Origin of the sequence: Flavobacterium turcicum (assembly GCF_011365745.1) — a bacterium.
GTDB classification, from domain to species: domain Bacteria; phylum Bacteroidota; class Bacteroidia; order Flavobacteriales; family Flavobacteriaceae; genus Flavobacterium; species Flavobacterium turcicum.
This window is the reverse complement of sequence record NZ_JAAOBY010000001.1, coordinates 221,166-240,032: the sequence shown is the minus strand read 5'-3', so window position 1 is coordinate 240,032 and position 18,867 is coordinate 221,166. Positions and strand designations below refer to the sequence as shown.

Here is an 18,867-nt window from a genome sequence, read left to right as displayed (position 1 = left end):
AATTAAGGATTTGTAAGCTTACTCAGTGAGAGTCCTAATTATCCTTTTTGTTTGTATGCTGCTATGGTAGCGTATTTTTCTGATTTATATGTTTTTTCGATTAAGGTAAATGCTTTTTCTTTGAATGCAAAACCAATTACGCCAAGAAGTGCTACTAAGGCCAAACCGGTTGTTGCACTGTCAAATCTTGAACCTAACCAATACACGAGCATTGGTAAACCTAATTGTGGTAATGAGATGAGCATGGTTTTTATGTTGAATGCTTTCTTATCACCAAAGGCACCTTTGCCTGAACTTAAATCGATGGGGGTTTTGGTAAATGCACCACCAAGTAACACCAAATGCGAGTTGACTCCGATGTTATAAATAGCACCTACAATTATGGTTAAATAAATTTGCCAACCAAAATACAAATAGGGCGCAGCTATTACTGTGGTTATAATTGTAGCTATTACCATTAACCACCATTTTGAACTCAAATACCCACGGTACGGGATATTTTGTGTCATCATTAATTGGTAATACGAGCTGTCCCAACTTGGTACGAACTGCCCAAAAGTGATTAAGAATCCACCAGAAACAAAGATTCCCGCAAAAATATGCATCGTAGGATTGTTATACATTGGAATACCATTGGTAAAGAACAACAAGCCATAAAATAGAAACATGACACTCAAACCAACTGTAGTTTTGGAACGCTTGTTTCTTTTGATTAATTTGATGTCGTTTTTAAGGAAGGTACCGATGGTTCCAAATTGGTTCAACCAAGTTAAGTCTTCGGTTTTTGCTTCATCGTGTTTGGTAGATAAGCCTGCATCGAGGTACAAGTTATTTTTGAAATATTTAAATGAAATAATGTACAAAGCAATTAATGCCAAAACCGGAATACTAAATGCCCAATAAGTGTTGTAAAAAGACTGAAATACTGGTCCCATAAAGGTAGTAATATCAAATATTTCATAATACTGCAAGCCGGCTAAAACTGCTGATAGTCCCAAGAAAATCATGAATAATCCGTCTTTGTTGCTCAATAAAATATTGATGAAATTATTGCAATACAACAGTGCGTAAATGGCCAAGTACCAAAACACTACCAATAGCGGATTGTAACCTTCAATAATCAAGACTACGCTAAACGGAATCAAGAAAAATGCGTGTAGCAAATTAAAAAACGAAAGGATTGTTTTGCCTAACGAAAAATGGACGATGGTTTCTCTTTTAATCGGAAAATTCAATAAAGGACGAATATTGAGCACTGGAATTTTTTGAAGCATCATGCGAACAATTAAATCCATCACCACGTAATAAAATAAAAATTGATTTACGGCTACAATAGGATCCAATTTCATTTTTTTGAGGATATAGAATGCACCTACTCCTAATCCTAAAAATATTAAAATGAAATAGGCCGCAACAAAACCCATCAGGATTTTTAGCGCCAAGTTAGATGCGAAAGAGGCTGACCTTGTGAAAGCCTTCCATTCGAGATAAAGGAATTTTGAAATCATCTTTTGGTTTTTTGGTTTGCTAGTAAGTAAGTCAAAGTCAGAAAATGTTACAACGAAGTAATTTTTTTTGAAAGAAAAGTGCTCTTTTGACTTTGTGTTTTGGTTTTTTAAGTGTCGGAAATTTACTCTTGTAGGTAGTGTTATTTGTCATACTGAGGAACGAAGCATCTCAGCCATCAAGAGCAAACAAATCATCAAGAAAACCCACGTAAGGATTTATGGTTTTACAAGCGATATTTTCTTTACAAACTCAAAATGTTTGTATGCTAGTTTCAAGTAAATTTTGGTGCTGACAATGTAAATTATGGCTGCGAAAACCGATACGAAAGCAATTTTAACATCTGGATGATTTATTTTAACTGGAAATAAACCAATCCCCATCATAAGTAAAAAGATCATTATGCCAGCGCTTTTTTTGTTCATCAAATAACCATAAGTAGTTTGGTGTTTTGACCTCCAAATTAAAATCCAAGCTAGAGCAACCAACCCAAATTCTAAAAGAACAAATGATCTCAGGGTTCCTTGGATAGCTGCAAGAAACAATCCGAGGCTTGAGTTTCTGACAAAAAGCAAGAATACGAGCGTAAGCAAAGATGAAGTTGCAATTGCGGTTAAAAATTGTCTTTTCACTATTTTGTGGCATTTGACAGTCATTATTCTTGGGTTTGTAAAACCTATAAATCCCGAAAAGGATGGTTTAAATTCTGGCTCCCATTTTTCAAGAACTTCCTTAAAAGCAACATCAAAAGCACAATTTGTATTCTGTATTTTCTCTTCTATTTCAGTAGCGATATGATCTAAAACTTCTACTTTCAAATCGTCAAAATTCAGTCCTTTTGCTATTAAAATTTGATTGATAGATTCTATTTGTTGGGTGGTTAATTTCATCTTCTAAAGATTAATTCAGTTGGTATTGTTTTTTAACTTTTGCTACATGTTTTATATCAAGATAGACTCCTGTTGCGCAAAACAAAAGTCCAACGACCCAAAAACAAATAAGCGATATGAACAAAAGATGATTCTGCTGGATTTCTTCTTTAAAAACATTAGTTAGGTTGATTCCTATATTAGGGAAAATCATCGAAACTGTTAAACTTAAAGAATAGTAACTTACTGCTAAAAAACGTTTTCCTTGAATTTTATAATTCTTGAAGAAGTTATACAATCCTGGAATTATAAAAACTAATAACAATGCAAATAATAATCCTAAGGACTTACTAGGTTTCTCAAAGTAAAAAGAAGCTTGGTAGGCGAGAATTCCTAACATAATACTTCCAATAATTTTGGGGAATTTTAAAAATTCCACAATCATTTTTCGTTGACTTCTATTGTATTCCTTTTGCAAAATACCTTTTCGTTCTTCTTGAATCGATTTAAAACTAGAATGCCCTACAAACTTACTTTCAGCGCACTGCTTCACTTGATGAAATGTTAACTCAGGATCGTTCTCCCAAATCTCCTCCATACTAGTAACCATGTGATCTGTAAATTCTACTTGCAATTCATACCATTTGATATCTAAGGATTTGATGTAATTGGATACGTATTCTATTTGTTCGGTGGTTAGTTTCATAAAATAAAGATTAAACTAATTTCAATTTTTTAACGATTTTAAAATGTTCACTAGCCAACATTAATTGAAAGAAAGAGTACACAAATGGAATACATAATAATATACAGCCTACTAGATTTTGCAAAAAAGAATTAGTAGCATCAAAATGTTTCAATGGATCTCTATAGATGTTAAACTGTAAGCAAAATAAAAAAACGACCCAACCTCTGAAAAGAAACAATCTTCCGTACATAGTTTTAATTGTAGATCTCCAAATCAAGAACATACTTATACTGATACATACCATCAAAAGGGTATAAACTCCTTGTAAAGCTAAACTAATGGCTTTAAAGGTTTCTTTTTGAAATGTATTTGAAACTATAAAAGCTAGTAGAGACCCGAAAACAAGAACTGAAAAAAATACATGTAAAGCCTCTCTTTTAGAATAAGCGACTAATTTGTCTACTACAAATTGAGGTGCTTTAAAGAAAGCTCCTAACCAAGCATAACTTGAAGAAATTACTAGTGCACTTTTCCATTTCTCAAAAACTGATTTACAGACACTGTCAAATGAAATTTCTTCCTGACTCATTCTTTCTTCAATTTCTGATGCTATGTGGTCAATTATTTCTAGCTTCACATCTTGATAAACAAGACCGTTTAAAACTAAAGTCTCTTCTATTTGTGCTATTTGTTCGGTGGTTAGTTTCATCTTCTAAAGATTAATTCAGTTGGTGTTTTTTTTTGATTTTGTGTCTAAAATTAAATACAATTTTTAGAGATGCTTCATTCCTCAGCATGACAAACTTGTAGAAAATAAATTCTAATTAAATAAAAATCTTCTTTGGAATTGATAATGCTTAAATCCTAAATAAATAAAAGAAAGTAAGTACATAAAAAGGCATCCCATTGACAGTACAAACAAATTTTGATTGGTTGCATCATGAGGTATATTATCATTGAAAATAAAAGCTAACCAAACAAAAATCACCGGGAATCTTGTATCAAATGAATGCCTAAAAGTGGACGATACCTTTGATTTTGAATTGAAAAATTTAAAAATAAACATCAATAATATTGTTCCAATATAGGCGTAAAAAAACACTTTCTTAATCCATAAAATAAACTGGAGTTTTATATTAGAATCCGATAACAATTGAAAACTAAAAAACAATACTGCAGAGAGTATAATAGTTGTAACTATTTCTAGTTTTATTTGATTTCTAAAAGCATTTCGCGCCAATTTAGGATAATATGTATTCAGGGAGAAAAAAGCTCTAGTTGGTTGTAATTCAGAATTCCAATTTTCAAAAACCTGATTAAAAACTACTGAAAAGTCATTATTTGAAACTTCCATTTCATTTTCAATTTCAGTAGCAATATGGTCTAAAACTTCTAGTTTCAAATCGTCAAACTTCACCCCTTTTGCAATTAAGGTTTGATTGATACATTCTATTTGTTCGGTGGTTAATTGCATATTCTAAAAATTAAAATTCTAAACTAGGCTTAGGGTTCACTAAACTCTGCATGTTTCTGATGAAATCCTCGAGTTCTGAAAGTCTATTAACGGTTTCCTTCTCGCCTGCTTCGGTCAGTTTGTAATACTTGCGCATGCGGTTGTCTACTTTTTCAATTTCAACATCCAAAATTCCTTCGGCCTCAAGTTTGTGCAAGGCAGGATACAAAGCGCCTTCGGTAATATTCAACTCGCCCGCAGTAATCGCTTTTACTTTCTGAGTGATTTCATAGCCGTACATCTTGCCATTTTCTTCTAGCAATTTCATGATAATCGTATTCAGACTTCCTTTGTACAATTGTGAGTTTTTCATTTTCATTTTCTTTTGGAAAAACAAATATACATAAGAATCTTATACATAACAATTCTAGGTATGTAAATTTTCAATTACTTTAATTTAACTTACCTATTGACTTTAGTATCTTTGTAAAAAAAATTATCACATGTCGTCTTTTTTAAAACTTATTATAAAAGAAGTAAAACGCGAAACTAAAGATGCAGTTTCCATACTTTTTAACGTACCACAAGAATTAAAAGCCAATTATGCTTTTATTGCTGGTCAATATTTGAACTTAAAACTAACCCTTGACGGTCAAGAAATTCGTAGAGCCTACTCTATTTGTTCTTCGCCTGATAGTGATGAACTTCGAATTGCTGTTAAAGCCGTTCCTAATGGTTTGTTTTCGCAATTTGCCAACACCAAACTCCAAGCGGGTGACGTTCTTGAAGTAGGAACTCCGGAAGGGAAATTTACTTTTGAACCTCAGGCTGATCGCCAACGCAACTACGCTGCTTTTGCGGCAGGAAGTGGAATTACTCCTGTAATGTCGATCTTAAAATCGGTTTTACACAACGAACCTAACAGCACTTTTGTTTTGGTTTATGGCAACAAATCACCTGAAGACACTATTTTTCACCAAGAGTTACACGATTTGCAATTGCAATATGTAGGTCGTTTGTTTGTGCATTATGTGTACAGTCAAGCTAAAGTTGAAAATGCTTTGTTTGGACGTATCGAAAAATCAAGCGTGAATTTTGTTTTAAATACAAAACACAAAGAACTTGAGTTTTCTAAATTTTACTTGTGTGGACCTGAAGAAATGATCAATACCGTTTCTGGAGTTTTAAAAGAGCACAATGTAAAAGAATCAAATATTAAATTTGAATTGTTTGCTTCGTCAACCAAAGAAAATAAAATCGAAAAATCATTGGGCGGTCATTCAAAAATTACTGTTTTGGTAGATGACGAAGAGACTACTTTTGAAATGTCGCAAAAACAAACCGTTCTAGATGCCGCATTAAAACAAGGAATTGATGCTCCATATTCTTGCCAAGGCGGAATTTGCAGCAGTTGTTTGGCTCGTGTTACCTCTGGAACTGCTGAAATGTCTAAGAATTCTATCCTTACGGATAAAGAAATTGCCGATGGTTTGATACTTACTTGTCAAGCGCATCCTACATCGGACACGATTTATGTTGATTATGATGATGTTTAAAAAGTAATTATCCAATATTAAAAATTCCAAATACCAACTTTTAAAGCTGGGATTTGGAATTTTTTTTATCTGTTCTGGTCCAATTATTTACAAAAAGGCATTCCACAAAAACATGCTTTTCTGGCGCTTATTCTCCTCTTTATCTTCGCCATAGCTGTACCAATCTTTTGTTTTTTCCTCAATCAAAGTTTTGAGACCATTCAAATCATACATTTTTTTAGCCGTTATAGGTTGAATGATACTCGAGTCTTTTATTTTCAAATCTACTTTGGTAGCAATATACGAGGTGTACAAACGCGGTATTGATAAACCCAAAATCATTCCTGGTAATCCATTTATAGTGCACGGACCTCCTGAAATGGTGATATCATCGGTGTAAAAAGCAAATACATATACTTCGTCAAAAATTTTACCAACAGCTTTTCTACAATTGTAACCCGCAATTTCACGATGTTCATTTGTAATTTTCCATTCAATTTTTGGAATGCTATCTGCTATTACAAAATTGGTTCCCACAATTTGCTTTTGAACGTTCATCTTGCGATTCGCAAAATCAAAAAACCAAATATTCTCTTCGTCTGCCTCTTTTTCGTAATTCGGAATTTTAGTTTTTGGACTCCATCGGTCAAATTTAAACAAGCTTTTATTATTCTCAAACGTATAGTTGTAATACGAAATTTTAAGATCAGATATGCTCTCTTTCATTTGCTCATTCCAACTGTCATTACTCATTGTTTTTTTAAGGTTGGTGCTCACTTCATATTCAATAACAGCTTTATCTACAAACTGTTGCGCAAAACAATTGCCAGTAAATACAAGTAGCATTAGATATACATAATAGGTTTTCATAGTATTGTATTTTTTTATGATTTTTTAAAGAAAATTGATTTCTCTTATTCTATTTTTTTTCTTCTATGTTTTTGTTTTTAAAATTCCATGTAAACCCAATCATAGCATATCGTTTCAATCTGTCGTTACGCTCTTCACCTACCGTATTTTCATAGATAAATCGATTAATTCCCACGTTTTGATTCAAAATATCTCTCACTAAAAAATAAGCTGTAAACTCCTCTTTCTTAAAGGTGCGTTGTAATCTTGCGTTCCAAAGTTGGTTAGAAAGTTGGTCTTGAAATTCAAGTGTTTTTTGACGGGCGTACCAATTGTAATCTGATTCAATTTTCCATTTTTGTGTTAAATAAACACCTGCTCTAAAACCTAGTTCATTGGTATTAAAAGACCTAACTTGATTGTTTTGCGAAGTACTATTACGACTGTTTGAGAAGGTGTTGCTCAAAGTTAAATCGTATTTTTTTTCTTTCGATTTGTTAATATAGAGACCAAAACTAGAGTTCAAATTATCCGAATTATTAATTTGTTTGTTGATGCTATTTACAGACCTGTTGTAATTAAGAGACGGATTCAAATTAACAAATAGGTTCAATTTTTTTAATTTAAAACCATAACCCATATAAACATTTGCCGAAAAATTACCATTGGTGTTAATAGGAGTAGTTACTGTTTTTGCACTTTCTGGATCGATATCTCTGTTAAACGAAATCAAGTTTGCTGTTGTTCTAAAAGATACACTCTGAAAAAAATTGGTTTCGGTTAAAATGCTATAGGTGCTATGTGTAACATTAAAACTGTTCGTAAATGATTGCTTCAAATCTGGGTTACCTACAACTTGGTTGAAAAAATCCTGGTTGTTTCGAAGCGGTTGCAACTGATCAATAGTAGGTTGTCTTGTAGCTCCTTGATAGCTAAAACGCAGGTTACTGTTGCTTTTGTATTTATATGAAAAGTTTGCCGATGGAAAAAAGTTAGTAAAACTGCGGTTATACTCTTTGTTTTGAGATAAATCTTGTAAATCAAAAAAAGTAAAACCAAAACCACTACCAAAACTGTAAGTGATCTTTTTTGCATTGTAACTCAACTTAATTAAAGGTTTGTGTGTTGTAATGTTTTGCTCAAATTGATTGGATAAGGAATCAACAACTACATCATAACGTCCGCTCAAATCAGAGAAATCGTAGGTGATAAAATTACTATTGCCGCTGTTATTCGTAATTTGATAGGACAATTGCAAAGCCACCTTTTTACCTAAAGGTTCTGTATAGGTCGTATTTACACTCACATTTTGTGTGTTTTTCTCGCCCACTTTATTTTGATCTACTTCATTACTAAAAGCCAAAGCTCCGCCTTCGTAGCTTTCATTACTTGATTTCAAAAAATTATTAGAGTTGCTGTTTAATGTGTTCCAGCTACTATTTACTGACAAGGTTCTACGCGGTTTTGCAAATTTATGTTTGAATAATACACTTGCAGAAAGCGCTTGCTTATCAGAATTTGTGGTAAACATTCGCTCTTGTCTGTTGCGCAACAAACCATCATTTCCTCTGGTATCTCCGTTAGTAAATTCGTCACTTTCGGTAGTGTAAAAATTAGTTTTTGCCGTAACCTTTAAGGTATTTATTGAGTCTATTTTCACATCATAAACTACGTTTGCTTTAAAATTATCTCTATTTACATTACTGACCGTTGAGCTGTTTTGATTGAGTTGCGTATCGCCTACTTGTGTTTGCGTATTTCGGCTGCTAGTGTTTTGATAGCTTTGTCGGTTGTATTTAGGCGACAAATTTAAACTGTGTTTGTCGTTCCATTTGTTATTGTATTGCAAACCCGCATTGGTATTTTTGATAAATCCATTTTGAGTATCTACATACGGCTCGTCATCATTTTCACCACCGGTCCACTCATAGCTCACATTACCATCATCATCCATGTTCATACTTACATTACCATCACCACCTCCAAATTTATCACTGTCCTCCCAACTTAAACCATCTTGACCCGTATTACCATTTAATAAAAAAGCTGATAGTTTTCTTTTTCCTTTAAAACTGCTCACCAAAATATTACTGTTGTTACGTGAATCATTATCAGCTGTGGGCTCATTTGCTCCGTCAATTTTACCAAAATAGCCTTTCTTTTTATCTTCTTTCAACTTAAGATTGATCGTTTTTTTAGTCTCGCCGTCGTCAATTCCTGTAAATTCAGCTTGGTCGCTTTTTTTATTGAAAACTTGTACCTCTTTAATAGCATCGGCACGTAAATTTTTTACGGCCATACCGGGATCATCACCAAAAAATTCTTCGCCATCAACCAAAACTTTTTCAACCGTTTCACCCATAGCTTTGATTGTCCCGTTTTTATCCACTTGAATTCCGGGTAATTTTTTTAGAAGTTCCTCTACGTTAGCATTGGCATCCACTTGAAAATCGCTGGCGCGGTAACTAGTTGTATCGCCTTTAATCTTGATAGAACCCGTTTTAATGACCACTTCTCGGAGTAATTCCATTTTACTCATTAAGTTGATGTTGCCTAAGTTTCGGTCTGTTTCGGTTAAAGTAATATCATCTAAATAATCAGCATATTGACTGTGAGAAGTCATCAAGATATAGCTGCCTGGTTTTACATTGTTCAATAAAAATTTTCCGTCTTTATCAGAACGTGTAAATTTATAAAGCACCGAATCGACCGGCGTTAATAATGCGATTACCGAATTGTAAATAGGTGTTTTTTCGCTTCCAGCGGTTAATGTTCCTGATACTTTGCTTTTTTGAGCAAAAGCTGTAAAGGTTACAAAAAATAAAATGGCAAGAGTTACCCTAAAGTTTGACATAAATACTAGTTGGTTTTTGGTTAATGCGTTTTGAAACAAATAAAAACTAGTATTGTGGCACTTTACTGCCAAGCCTAAATTTTAGTTTCGTTACTTACAACGCAGACAGACCAAAAATAGTATTATTCGTACTACGTAATCTTTACGAATTGTTATAAATGTGTTAAAGTTTTTCTTACGTGAAAAGGCTTTTTATTCGCAATCGGAGGTGATAAAAACAGTTGCAAAAAGCTTCGACAGGAATTTAAAGTGCTTTTTGAATTTTGGTAACTACCGTTTCAGGAGTAATTGTTCGCATGGCATCTTCGTAACCAGGCACATTTTTATTGCCGTAAACCGAAGTTGGTAACATAGGGAATTGTTTTCTATCAGCGGTTATTGCATTTTCAAATGGTTGATTGAATGGTAAGAATCCGGCAAATGGATGCGTTGCGCCCCAAAGTGTAATGACTTTTACGCCCAGCATAGCAGCAATATGTGCATTGCCGGAATCCATAGAAAGCATTACATCTAGATTACTAATCAGTTGTAATTCTTGCTGAAATTTGATTTTTCCAGCTACTACCACCACATTTTTATACTGTGACGCTAAGGCATTTAATTGTTGAATTTCATTCACTCCGCCGCCAAAAAGTAAAATGGTTTGGGTTGTATCTAATGCTAATTGATCTATTACTTGTTGCATTAAATCAAGCGGATATACTTTTGAAGTGTATTGTGCAAAAGGAGCAATTCCGATTAATTTCTTGTAATTTGTACCAAGTAATGCTGCAATTTCAGGAGTCAAAACTGCTTTGGAAGGAAACTCGGGTTGAGATAAATCAACTGTAAAACCGAGTTGATCGAATACTTTTACATGTCTTTCAAACATGGTAGGTAATTGCTGAAATACTTTATTTTCGGCACGAGTGAGTTCTTTTTTGCCTTTGCGGCCTTTATCAACCGCTGCTACTTTTTTTCCGCTTAGCGCAAAAAGATTTCGGACAATTTTAGAGCGTAAAACGTTGTGTAAGTCTGCGAAAGCATCAATTTGTAAACCTTTCAAATCTTGGAACAAACGCAGCAATCCAAGTAATCCTTTGTGGCGTTCTTTATCGTCAAAAGCAAAAAAAGTAAGGTTTTGGATTCCTTCAAAAAAAGGTTTGAAAAAAGGTCTGGAAATAACCGTGATCTTAAGTTGTGGATGTTGGTTTACTAGAGCTCTTAAAACAGGAACCGTCATGGCGACATCTCCCATTGCGGAAAGGCGCATTACAGCGATATGTGTAGCGGTAATTGACAATTAATGTGTTTTATTATGCTTACTAGCCCAAATTGAAATGAAAATCCCGGAACTCAAGCGGCAACGTTTTTGGGTTTAAAAAAGCGACCAACGGAAGCTCTTTTTAAACCCAAAAAAACGGCACTGCTTGGGTGAGGAATTGTAATGGAAAGCTGGAATAGCTTCGTAAATTATTTTTTATTTTGGTACAAAACAGGATTCAATTCATCATCGTTGTACATTTTCATTTGCTTGTACACTTTCATGAATTTGTCGCCGTTTTCAATATCTGTCAATAAATCATCAATTGCAGTTGACAAATCAGTGCGCTGCTCTAACAATACATTCAATTTAGCTTGGCATTTGTCGCGGTGGTCTTGCGATGCTTCTGCACGGGTAGCCTCTTCTTGCATGTGGTAGATTTTTAATGCTAAAATAGACAAACGGTCAAAGGCCCAAGCAGGACTTTCAGAGTTGATTTTGGCATTTTCTTTTACTACAACATGGCTGTATTTTTGCAAAAAGTAACTATCTGTATACTCAACCATATCGGTACGTTCTTGATTAGAAGCATCAATTCTTCTTTTCAAAGTTAAAGCCGCTACCGGATCAATGTTTGGATCACGAATAATATCCTCAAAATGCCATTGAACGGTGTCAATCCAGTTTTTGTGGTACAACAAATGTTCAAATTTATCCTTTGGATAAGGATTGTTTATAGGCTGATCAACATTATCAAACTTGTGATAATCGATGATACTTTGCTCGAATACGGAGTACGCTAATTTTGAAAACATATCTTTATATATTAAAAAGCAAAGATACTTTTTATACTTTTATCCCGTCAAAAAATAATCACAAGTTTAAATACCTTAAAATCGTCATGCAAATTCATTATCTATCAGAAGGAAACAGCGTATTGAATCACTTTTTAGCGCAAATTCGAAATGTTACCGTGCAGAACGATAGCATGCGTTTTCGCAGAAATATTGAACGCATTGGCGAAATTATGGCGTATGAGTTGAGTAAAAATATGACCTACAAAACTGTAGCAATACCAACACCATTAGGTACAAAAACCACTACTGCGATAGCTGATCAATTGGTTTTGTGTTCTGTACTGCGGGCAGGATTGCCTTTGCATTTAGGGTTTTTGAATTATTTTGATGATGCCGAAAATGGTTTCATATCAGCTTACCGAAACCACCCCAATAACGATGAAAATTTTGAAATTTTGGTACAATACCAAGCTATTTCTGATTTAAACGGAAAGAATTTAATTCTTGTAGATCCAATGTTGGCGACAGGACAATCACTCGTGGCTGTTTTTAATAAACTAATGGAAAACAGTGCTCCCAAAGAAATTCATATTGCAGTTGTAATTGCCGCTCCCGAAGGTATTGCGTACCTAGAGCAACATTTGCCAGACCATTGTCATTTATGGGTTGCGGCCTTAGATGAAAAATTAAACGAACAAAGTTATATTGTTCCTGGTCTTGGCGATGCTGGCGACTTGGCGTATGGTAAAAAACTATAACTGCGAGAAAAAAGCAAACAAACTACACAAAATTAACACACCAAATACAAGCTCTTGTTTGAGTTTTTCCTGCGGAATTTCGATATGACTGCTAGCCATAATGGCTAAAGGTGCCATGGTAAAAATGAGAATATCGTTGCTTTTATTGGCTGATAACACATACACCAAAATACCAATAAAAAGCGCAGCAACAATTTTTTTATACGATGTGTGCAACAGTTGCGGTCTGTTAGATAAAGTAGCCAACATGGATACCACAAAAAACAATACCACCGTAGCATAGAGCGACAAAGCTCCGTTTTGATAATTATTAGTAAAATAATCTAAGGCAAAATCAACTTGAACGCTGTTGACAAGATAGTTTGTAAGATCAAAATTAAATACAGTTCCAAAGAGTAAAAATAAAATTACCGACACTACAAAAGCGATAAATGGTAAAATCCAGTTTCTGTAATCACGGGCTACGTGAAATAAAATAGAAATGAAAACCAGTACGATGTACAAAATGTTCCAAAAATGAAACAAGGCTGCGATGAAAATCCACAACGAGGCATCAAATATTTTTTCTTTAGATGCCTTAAGCGATTGCAAAGAAATCAATCGGCGTAAAGCCAAAAGCAGAAAAAAGTTAGAGACAATCAGGTTGGTATTGTTTAACACATCTGGAAAAAACAGCAGAAACAAAAAGTAAAAAAATACAGTGTAAGTACTGTCTTTACTCAGCCCGTTGCGCTTAGCTATAAAATCCGTTAAGAAAATAGAACCAATCAAGACTAAAAATAAAGCACCCATTTTTACCCATTCAAGAACCGCTATGGCAGCAGGATGTGCTTGCAAATGGTACAACGAAAAGAAAACCAGCATCAATAGTACCACTAATGCAAAATTTAACGGTGTAGATTTTCTAAAAACACTTGTTATCATACGGATATTTTATACTTTTGTGGTGGTAAATATAAGACTTGTTTAAAAAGTAACTGTACTTGCTAAGAAAGAATCTTTCTTTTGAAGCGTTAGCAGTCTGAATTACTGAATGATTTAGTTTAAAAATTAATTTGACATATTATGAAGGCATTTTTTGAAGGCATACAATATTTATTCGTAGATATTTTATTTGCTCCACTAGATTTTTTACGTTCATTAGAGCTTACTTCTTGGTTTGCAGCTAACACAATCAACTGGATTTTTATGATTATTTGTGCAGCAGCAATCGTTTACTGGATTAAGCAATTACGTATTTTTGACGATGCAGGTACTGAAAATCAAGATACCACAGCACATTCGTTCTTAAAATAAAAAAGCAAAACCTCCTGATGGAGGTTTTATTTTTTTAAGGATATTACTTTAGGTCGTTGCCGATATCTTTTCTAAAATACATTTTATCAAAATGAAGTTGATCTATGTTTTGATAAGATTTTTTTGTGGCCGATTCAAAATCAATTCCATACGATGTAATGGCCAAAACACGTCCGCCGTTAGTTACCACTTGGTCTTGTTCTAGTTTTGTTCCTGCATGAAAAACGATCGAATCAGTTACGTTTTCAAGTCCAGAAATTACTTTTCCTTTCTCAAAATCTTCTGGATATCCACCAGATACTACCATAACAGTAGCCGCACTACGAGAATCAATCTCGAGCTCTATTTCGTTCAAACGTTGATCGGCTACAGCCAAAAACAGCTCGACTAAATCAGTTTTTAATCTTGGAATAACTACTTCGGTTTCAGGATCGCCCATACGCACATTGTATTCAATTACGATAGGTTCGTTGTTTACATTGATAAGTCCAATAAAAACAAATCCTTTGTACGGAATTCCATCTTTTTGAAACCCATCAATTGTAGGTTTTACAATGCGAGTTTCTATTTTTTCCATCAAAACAGCATCAACATAAGGCACAGGAGAAACAGCACCCATACCGCCTGTATTCAAACCAGTATCGCCTTCGCCAATACGTTTGTAATCTTTGGCTGTTGGCAAAATTTTATAGCTTTTTCCGTCAGTCAAAACAAAACAGCTAAGCTCAATACCATCAAGAAATTCTTCGATAACCACTTTAGCACTCGCTGCACCAAATTTTTGATGAACAAGCATGTTTCGTAATTCTTGTTTTGCTTCGTCTAAATCTTGGATAATTAACACCCCTTTTCCGGCTGCCAAACCATCGGCTTTTAAAACATACGGAGGTTGTAAAGTTTCTAAAAAAGCACAACCGCTCTCTACTGTTTCTGCTGTAAAACTATCATAAGCAGCAGTAGGAATGGCATGTCGCATTAAAAATTCCTTAGCAAATTCTTTACTACCTTCTAGTTGCGCTCCTAGTTGAGAGGGTCCTATTACCGGAATCGAACTCAATTGCGGATCCTTTTGGAAATAATCAAAAATACCTTTTACTAAAGGATCTTCTGGACCAACCACAACCATGTCTACTTGATTTTCAAGCACAAAAAGTTTAAGTGCATCAAAATCAGTTGGGCTAATAGCTACATTAGTTGCAATGGCAGCAGTACCTGCATTTCCTGGGGCTACAAAAAGTTTTTCGCAAAGCGGACTCTGAAGCATTTTCCATGCAAAAGCATGTTCTCTACCGCCAGAACCCAAAAGTAAAATAGTCATGTGTGTTGTTTTTAGTTGTGGCACAAAAATAATTGCTTTTGTACTCAAAAAATAATTAATTACCAAAAACTTCCCTTTTACCCCGTTTAAGTTGCTACTTAATATTATTTTTGAAAAAATTGCTACCGCTCTATGTTTCCATTATTTGATTTATCGCTTCAAATCAATGGCTTTCCAATCAAGAAAGCTTGTGCTGAGTTGCTTGCTATCAATGCAATGTTAGCAGCAGAACACCAAAGTTTTTTGGCGCAAAAAAAACAGGAAATAGTTGCTTATCACCTGAAAAACAATCCTTTTTACGCTGATTTGATAAGGACAAATTCATCACCCAATTGGGAAGACTTGCCTGTTTTGACCAAAGCTAATTTACAAACAACCTTGCAAGATCGGCTGTCTTTGCCCTACAAATCAAAAGCTTTATATACCAATAAAACCTCAGGATCTAGCGGTACTCCATTTGTATTTGCCAAAGATAAATGGTCGCATGCTTTGACTTGGGCATCCAATAAATACCGATTTGGTTGGTACGGAATTGATTTTAACTCCTCCTATCAAGCCCGTTTTTATGGTATTCCACTTGATTTTGTTGGCTACAAAAAGGAACGTTTTAAAGATTGGTTGGGCAAGCGGTATCGTTTCCCAATTTTTGATTTATCAGATGCAGTTTTAGCCAATTATGTACAGCATTTTCGAACTAAAAAATTCGATTACATCAACGGTTACACCAGCGCAATTGTAGTATTTGCTAAATATTTGCAACACCAAAACATCGTTTTAAAAGACATTTGTCCGAGTTTAAAAGTGTGTATTGTCACCTCCGAAATGCTTTTTGCATCAGATAAAATACTGCTAGAGAATCAATTCGGAATTCCGGTTGTGAATGAATACGGTGCCTCAGAACTGGATTTAATTGCGTTTCAAAACCTTGAAAATGAGTGGCAAGTAAATGCCGAAACACTGTTTGTTGAAATTCTGGATGAGCAGAACCAAGTAGTTCCCAATGGCACTGCCGGTCGTGTTGTAATTACCTCTTTGTTTAATAAAGCGCATCCTTTTATTCGTTATGATATTGGCGATATTGGAACGCTTGATGAAAAAAGTACACTCCAAAAACCTATTTTAAAGGAACTTATAGGTCGTACCAATGATGTGGCTGTTTTACCTAGCGGAAAAAAAGCAGCAGGCTTAACTTTTTATTATGTGACCAAAAGCATTATAGAAGATGATGGCAATGTGAAAGAATTCATCATCAAACAGATTGCTTTGGATCAGTTTGAGATTGAGTATGTGAGCGCAACAACCTTACTTCCTGCGCAAATACAAAAAATTGAAGCTGCTATTGCCTTGTATTTAGAACCTAACTTGCATTTTACTTTTGTCCGTAAAGAAAAATTAAACCGTAGCCAAAGAGGTAAATTAAAACAATTTAGTTCGTTGTTGTAGTTACTTTTTAAATCTAGGTTTTATCAAAAGTTGCACTACCAAAAAACCCATCATACAAAAACTTGCTTTTATAAAATTGTAACCATGAAATTGAGTGTAAACTGCAAAATTGTGTTTGATCAACTCTAGTTTTGATGCTGATATAGAATTGTTTCTGACGCGATAATAAGCCAAACTTTCAGGAACTACGTGAGCTGTTTTTGTTTTTTGTAAAATAGACAGCCAATGCATCCAATCTTGCCGTTTTCGGGCAGTAGGAATAGGTATAGTACCTAAAATACTTCTATCATAAATACCTGTGAGATTGCCAACAAAGTTGCAAAAAAACAAGTGCTGGTATCGCAATACTAGCGGTGCGGTGATGATTTTGTTCAGCGGCAATCCAACCTCATCAATACAATCGTAAAAAGAATAAGTGACGGCCAATTGTTGCTTTTTCATGAACGCTATTTGGGTAGCCAACTTGTGAGGTTTCCACAAATCATCAGCATCTAAAAAAGCAATATACTTACCTTTGGCTACTTGCAATCCGGTATTTCTAGCTACGCCTGTTCCTTGATTTTTTGGCAATGCAATACAATGAATACGACTATCATTTTGTGCCAAAGCTTTGACAATAGCAACCGTTTCATCAGAAGAAGCATCGTCAATAATAATTAACTCCCAATTGGAATGGGTTTGGGCTTGTACCGATGCGATTGTTGCTGCTATGAATGGAGCAGAATTAAAAGAAGGAGTAAGTATCGATACCAATTCGTTTTGCATGCTAGTACGCTTTTGTATCACCTCGTAAGGTGTTGTAAATAGTGTCAAATATGATTTTTATATCCAATAAAATAGACCAGTTTTCCATGTAAAAAATGTCGTATTTCACACGGTTAATGATGTCTTCGTCTGTTTCGACTTCGCCACGATAACCTTTGGTTTGCGCCAAGCCGGTAATTCCTGGTTTCACAAAATGACGCACCATAAACTTATCTATTTTTAGCGCATACATTTCGGTATGACTCACCATGTGCGGCCTAGGACCTACAACCGACATGTCTCCTAGCAATACATTAAAAAATTGAGGCAACTCATCAATACTTGTTTTGCGCATGAATCGGCCAATTCTGGTTACTCTAGCATCGTTTTTTCGAACCTGATTGATGTGTGCTTCATCGTTAATTTCCATCGATCTGAACTTGTAGCAATTGAATTCTTTATAATTCAAACCGTTTCTCTTTTGGATAAAAAACAATGGCCCTTTGGATTGCCATTTGATTATGATGGCTAGTATAATACTTAGCCAAGATAAAACACCAATGATTACCAATAAAGAAAATACAATATCAAAAATGCGTTTTATAAATTTATTGAGTGTATCATCGAGCAAAATATTGCGTAAGGAAATCACCGGAATATAATCGTAATACTCAAATGTAAAATTGCGAGAAACGATTTGTTTTTCGCTAGGAATAAACTTGAGTGTTTTTAAATTATTATCCGCAAAATACACCAAGTCATTAATTTGTTTTTGACTTAATTCGCCCATGGCGCAATAGATTTCATCAATTTTATTTTCGAGTACAAATGCAAAACATTTTTGTAATTGCAATGATTTCTCTTTTTCTAAGTCAAAAACATGTTCTAGTTTATAGCCGTAATCCGGATTTTCGGTAAAAAAATGTTGTAATGGTGACACGCTTTTGGAATTTCCAACCAAAATTACTTTTCGGAAATTCCCTCCGTAAAGTACTCTGAATTTTTTAAGAAAGTAGTAAATACACAATTTTACCGTCATGATTAGGGCAAAAGTTGTACTGGTGTACACAACTATTTTGTGAAAACTCGAGTTATCAGAATGAAAAAAGGCCAAAGCCATGCAAAAAAGACCAAACAAAATAACTTGTTTTAAAGCACAATTAAGAATAGCGATTACTTTGGTATATCGGTACACTTCATAAAACCCCAAACTTGCAGCAATGATAAACCAACTCAAACTAATACTGAGCGGGTACAAAATGAAATGCATAGGAAAATCAGTCAGATAAATTGCACCTATATTGAGAATGCTCATATCAACTATAAAAGAAAAAGGACGAATGTAGCCCGAATATCTTCCTGTTTTGGTTTTCACTGTTGGTTCAAATTAAAAATAGTACGCAATTCGCACTTGCCATTTACTAAGTTGGGCTAAAATAACTTTTCTGGAGGAGTATATTGGCTGATTGATTGAAACTTTTGTATAATTTAACCTCTACTTAAACTAGCCTTTT

At 34.4% G+C, this 18,867-nt stretch carries 18 protein-coding genes; 4 read left to right on the top strand and 14 right to left on the bottom strand.

All coding sequences use genetic code 11. From position 1 onward, the window contains the following. Positions 1-38 precede the first annotated feature (38 nt). The 6 genes from G9Q29_RS01050 to G9Q29_RS01025 form a co-directional block, all read right to left on the bottom strand. Complete coding sequence (locus tag G9Q29_RS01050) at positions 39-1,508, bottom strand: DUF5687 family protein (protein ID WP_166132656.1); 1,470 nt, start codon at positions 1,506-1,508, stop codon at positions 39-41. Positions 1,509-1,724: 216 nt separating this feature from the next. Continuing rightward, a complete protein-coding gene (locus G9Q29_RS01045) occupies positions 1,725-2,396 on the bottom strand; it encodes a hypothetical protein (protein WP_166132463.1) in 672 nt (223 codons plus the stop codon). A 10-nt stretch (positions 2,397-2,406) separates the two neighbouring features. Further along, positions 2,407-3,081, bottom strand: a complete 675-nt coding sequence (locus G9Q29_RS01040; protein ID WP_166132655.1) for a hypothetical protein — start codon at positions 3,079-3,081, stop codon at positions 2,407-2,409. Between the two features lie 10 nt (positions 3,082-3,091). Continuing rightward, positions 3,092-3,772 (bottom strand): hypothetical protein, encoded by a 681-nt coding sequence (locus G9Q29_RS01035; protein WP_166132462.1) that lies wholly within the window; start codon positions 3,770-3,772, stop codon positions 3,092-3,094. Positions 3,773-3,883: 111 nt separating this feature from the next. Next, the gene (locus G9Q29_RS01030; RefSeq protein WP_166132461.1) at positions 3,884-4,537 is read right to left on the bottom strand and encodes a hypothetical protein; all 654 of its coding nucleotides are present in this window, start codon (positions 4,535-4,537) and stop codon (positions 3,884-3,886) included. Between the two features lie 10 nt (positions 4,538-4,547). Continuing rightward, complete coding sequence (locus tag G9Q29_RS01025) at positions 4,548-4,889, bottom strand: PadR family transcriptional regulator (protein ID WP_086453071.1); 342 nt, start codon at positions 4,887-4,889, stop codon at positions 4,548-4,550. A gap of 130 nt (positions 4,890-5,019) precedes the next feature. Between G9Q29_RS01025 and G9Q29_RS01020 the strand changes: the two genes are divergently transcribed. Continuing rightward, positions 5,020-6,072: a ferredoxin--NADP reductase gene (locus G9Q29_RS01020; protein WP_166132654.1), complete on the top strand. Its 1,053-nt coding sequence runs from the start codon at positions 5,020-5,022 to the stop codon at positions 6,070-6,072. Between the two features lie 87 nt (positions 6,073-6,159). Here G9Q29_RS01020 and G9Q29_RS01015 read toward each other — a convergent pair whose 3' ends face one another. The 4 genes from G9Q29_RS01015 to G9Q29_RS01000 all read right to left on the bottom strand — a co-directional run bounded on the left by G9Q29_RS01015 (position 6,160) and on the right by G9Q29_RS01000 (position 11,812). Then, complete coding sequence (locus tag G9Q29_RS01015; protein WP_166132653.1) at positions 6,160-6,921, bottom strand: GLPGLI family protein; 762 nt, start codon at positions 6,919-6,921, stop codon at positions 6,160-6,162. A 49-nt stretch (positions 6,922-6,970) separates the two neighbouring features. Then, positions 6,971-9,754, bottom strand: a complete 2,784-nt coding sequence (locus G9Q29_RS01010) for an outer membrane beta-barrel family protein (protein ID WP_166132652.1) — start codon at positions 9,752-9,754, stop codon at positions 6,971-6,973. 244 nt (positions 9,755-9,998) lie between these two features. Then, positions 9,999-11,006: a glycosyltransferase family 9 protein gene (locus G9Q29_RS01005; RefSeq protein ID WP_166133510.1), complete on the bottom strand. Its 1,008-nt coding sequence runs from the start codon at positions 11,004-11,006 to the stop codon at positions 9,999-10,001. A gap of 200 nt (positions 11,007-11,206) precedes the next feature. Next, on the bottom strand, positions 11,207-11,812 hold the full coding sequence (locus tag G9Q29_RS01000; protein WP_166132651.1) for a DUF4254 domain-containing protein: 606 nt from the start codon (positions 11,810-11,812) through the stop codon (positions 11,207-11,209). Positions 11,813-11,898: 86 nt separating this feature from the next. On the opposite strand from G9Q29_RS01000, the gene upp reads away from it, so the two are divergent. Further along, positions 11,899-12,552, top strand: a complete 654-nt coding sequence (upp, locus tag G9Q29_RS00995) for a uracil phosphoribosyltransferase (protein WP_166132650.1) — start codon at positions 11,899-11,901, stop codon at positions 12,550-12,552. On the opposite strand, the gene G9Q29_RS00990 is transcribed toward upp, so the two are convergent. Beyond that, positions 12,547-13,476, bottom strand: coding sequence for a DUF6427 family protein (locus G9Q29_RS00990; RefSeq protein WP_166132649.1), 930 nt, complete (start codon positions 13,474-13,476; stop codon positions 12,547-12,549). The two genes, upp and G9Q29_RS00990, sit on opposite strands and share 6 nt — an antisense overlap. Positions 13,477-13,617: 141 nt before the next feature. Here G9Q29_RS00990 and G9Q29_RS00985 point away from each other — a divergent pair, with 141 nt between their 5' ends. After that, the gene (locus tag G9Q29_RS00985; protein WP_166132648.1) at positions 13,618-13,848 is read left to right on the top strand and encodes a DUF6341 family protein; all 231 of its coding nucleotides are present in this window, start codon (positions 13,618-13,620) and stop codon (positions 13,846-13,848) included. Positions 13,849-13,891: 43 nt separating this feature from the next. On the opposite strand, the gene purD is transcribed toward G9Q29_RS00985, so the two are convergent. Beyond that, complete coding sequence (gene purD, locus G9Q29_RS00980) at positions 13,892-15,166, bottom strand: phosphoribosylamine--glycine ligase (RefSeq protein ID WP_166132647.1); 1,275 nt, start codon at positions 15,164-15,166, stop codon at positions 13,892-13,894. Between the two features lie 132 nt (positions 15,167-15,298). Here purD and G9Q29_RS00975 point away from each other — a divergent pair, with 132 nt between their 5' ends. After that, entirely contained in the window at positions 15,299-16,609 is a 1,311-nt protein-coding gene (locus G9Q29_RS00975) for a phenylacetate--CoA ligase family protein (protein WP_166132646.1), read from the top strand. On the opposite strand, the gene G9Q29_RS00970 is transcribed toward G9Q29_RS00975, so the two are convergent. Together G9Q29_RS00970 and G9Q29_RS00965 are read right to left on the bottom strand one after the other, a co-directional pair. After that, positions 16,610-17,374, bottom strand: a complete 765-nt coding sequence (locus G9Q29_RS00970) for a glycosyltransferase family 2 protein (RefSeq protein WP_166132645.1) — start codon at positions 17,372-17,374, stop codon at positions 16,610-16,612. 1 nt (position 17,375) lies between these two features. Continuing rightward, entirely contained in the window at positions 17,376-18,728 is a 1,353-nt protein-coding gene (locus G9Q29_RS00965; protein ID WP_166132644.1) for an exopolysaccharide biosynthesis polyprenyl glycosylphosphotransferase, read from the bottom strand. Positions 18,729-18,867 lie beyond the last annotated feature (139 nt).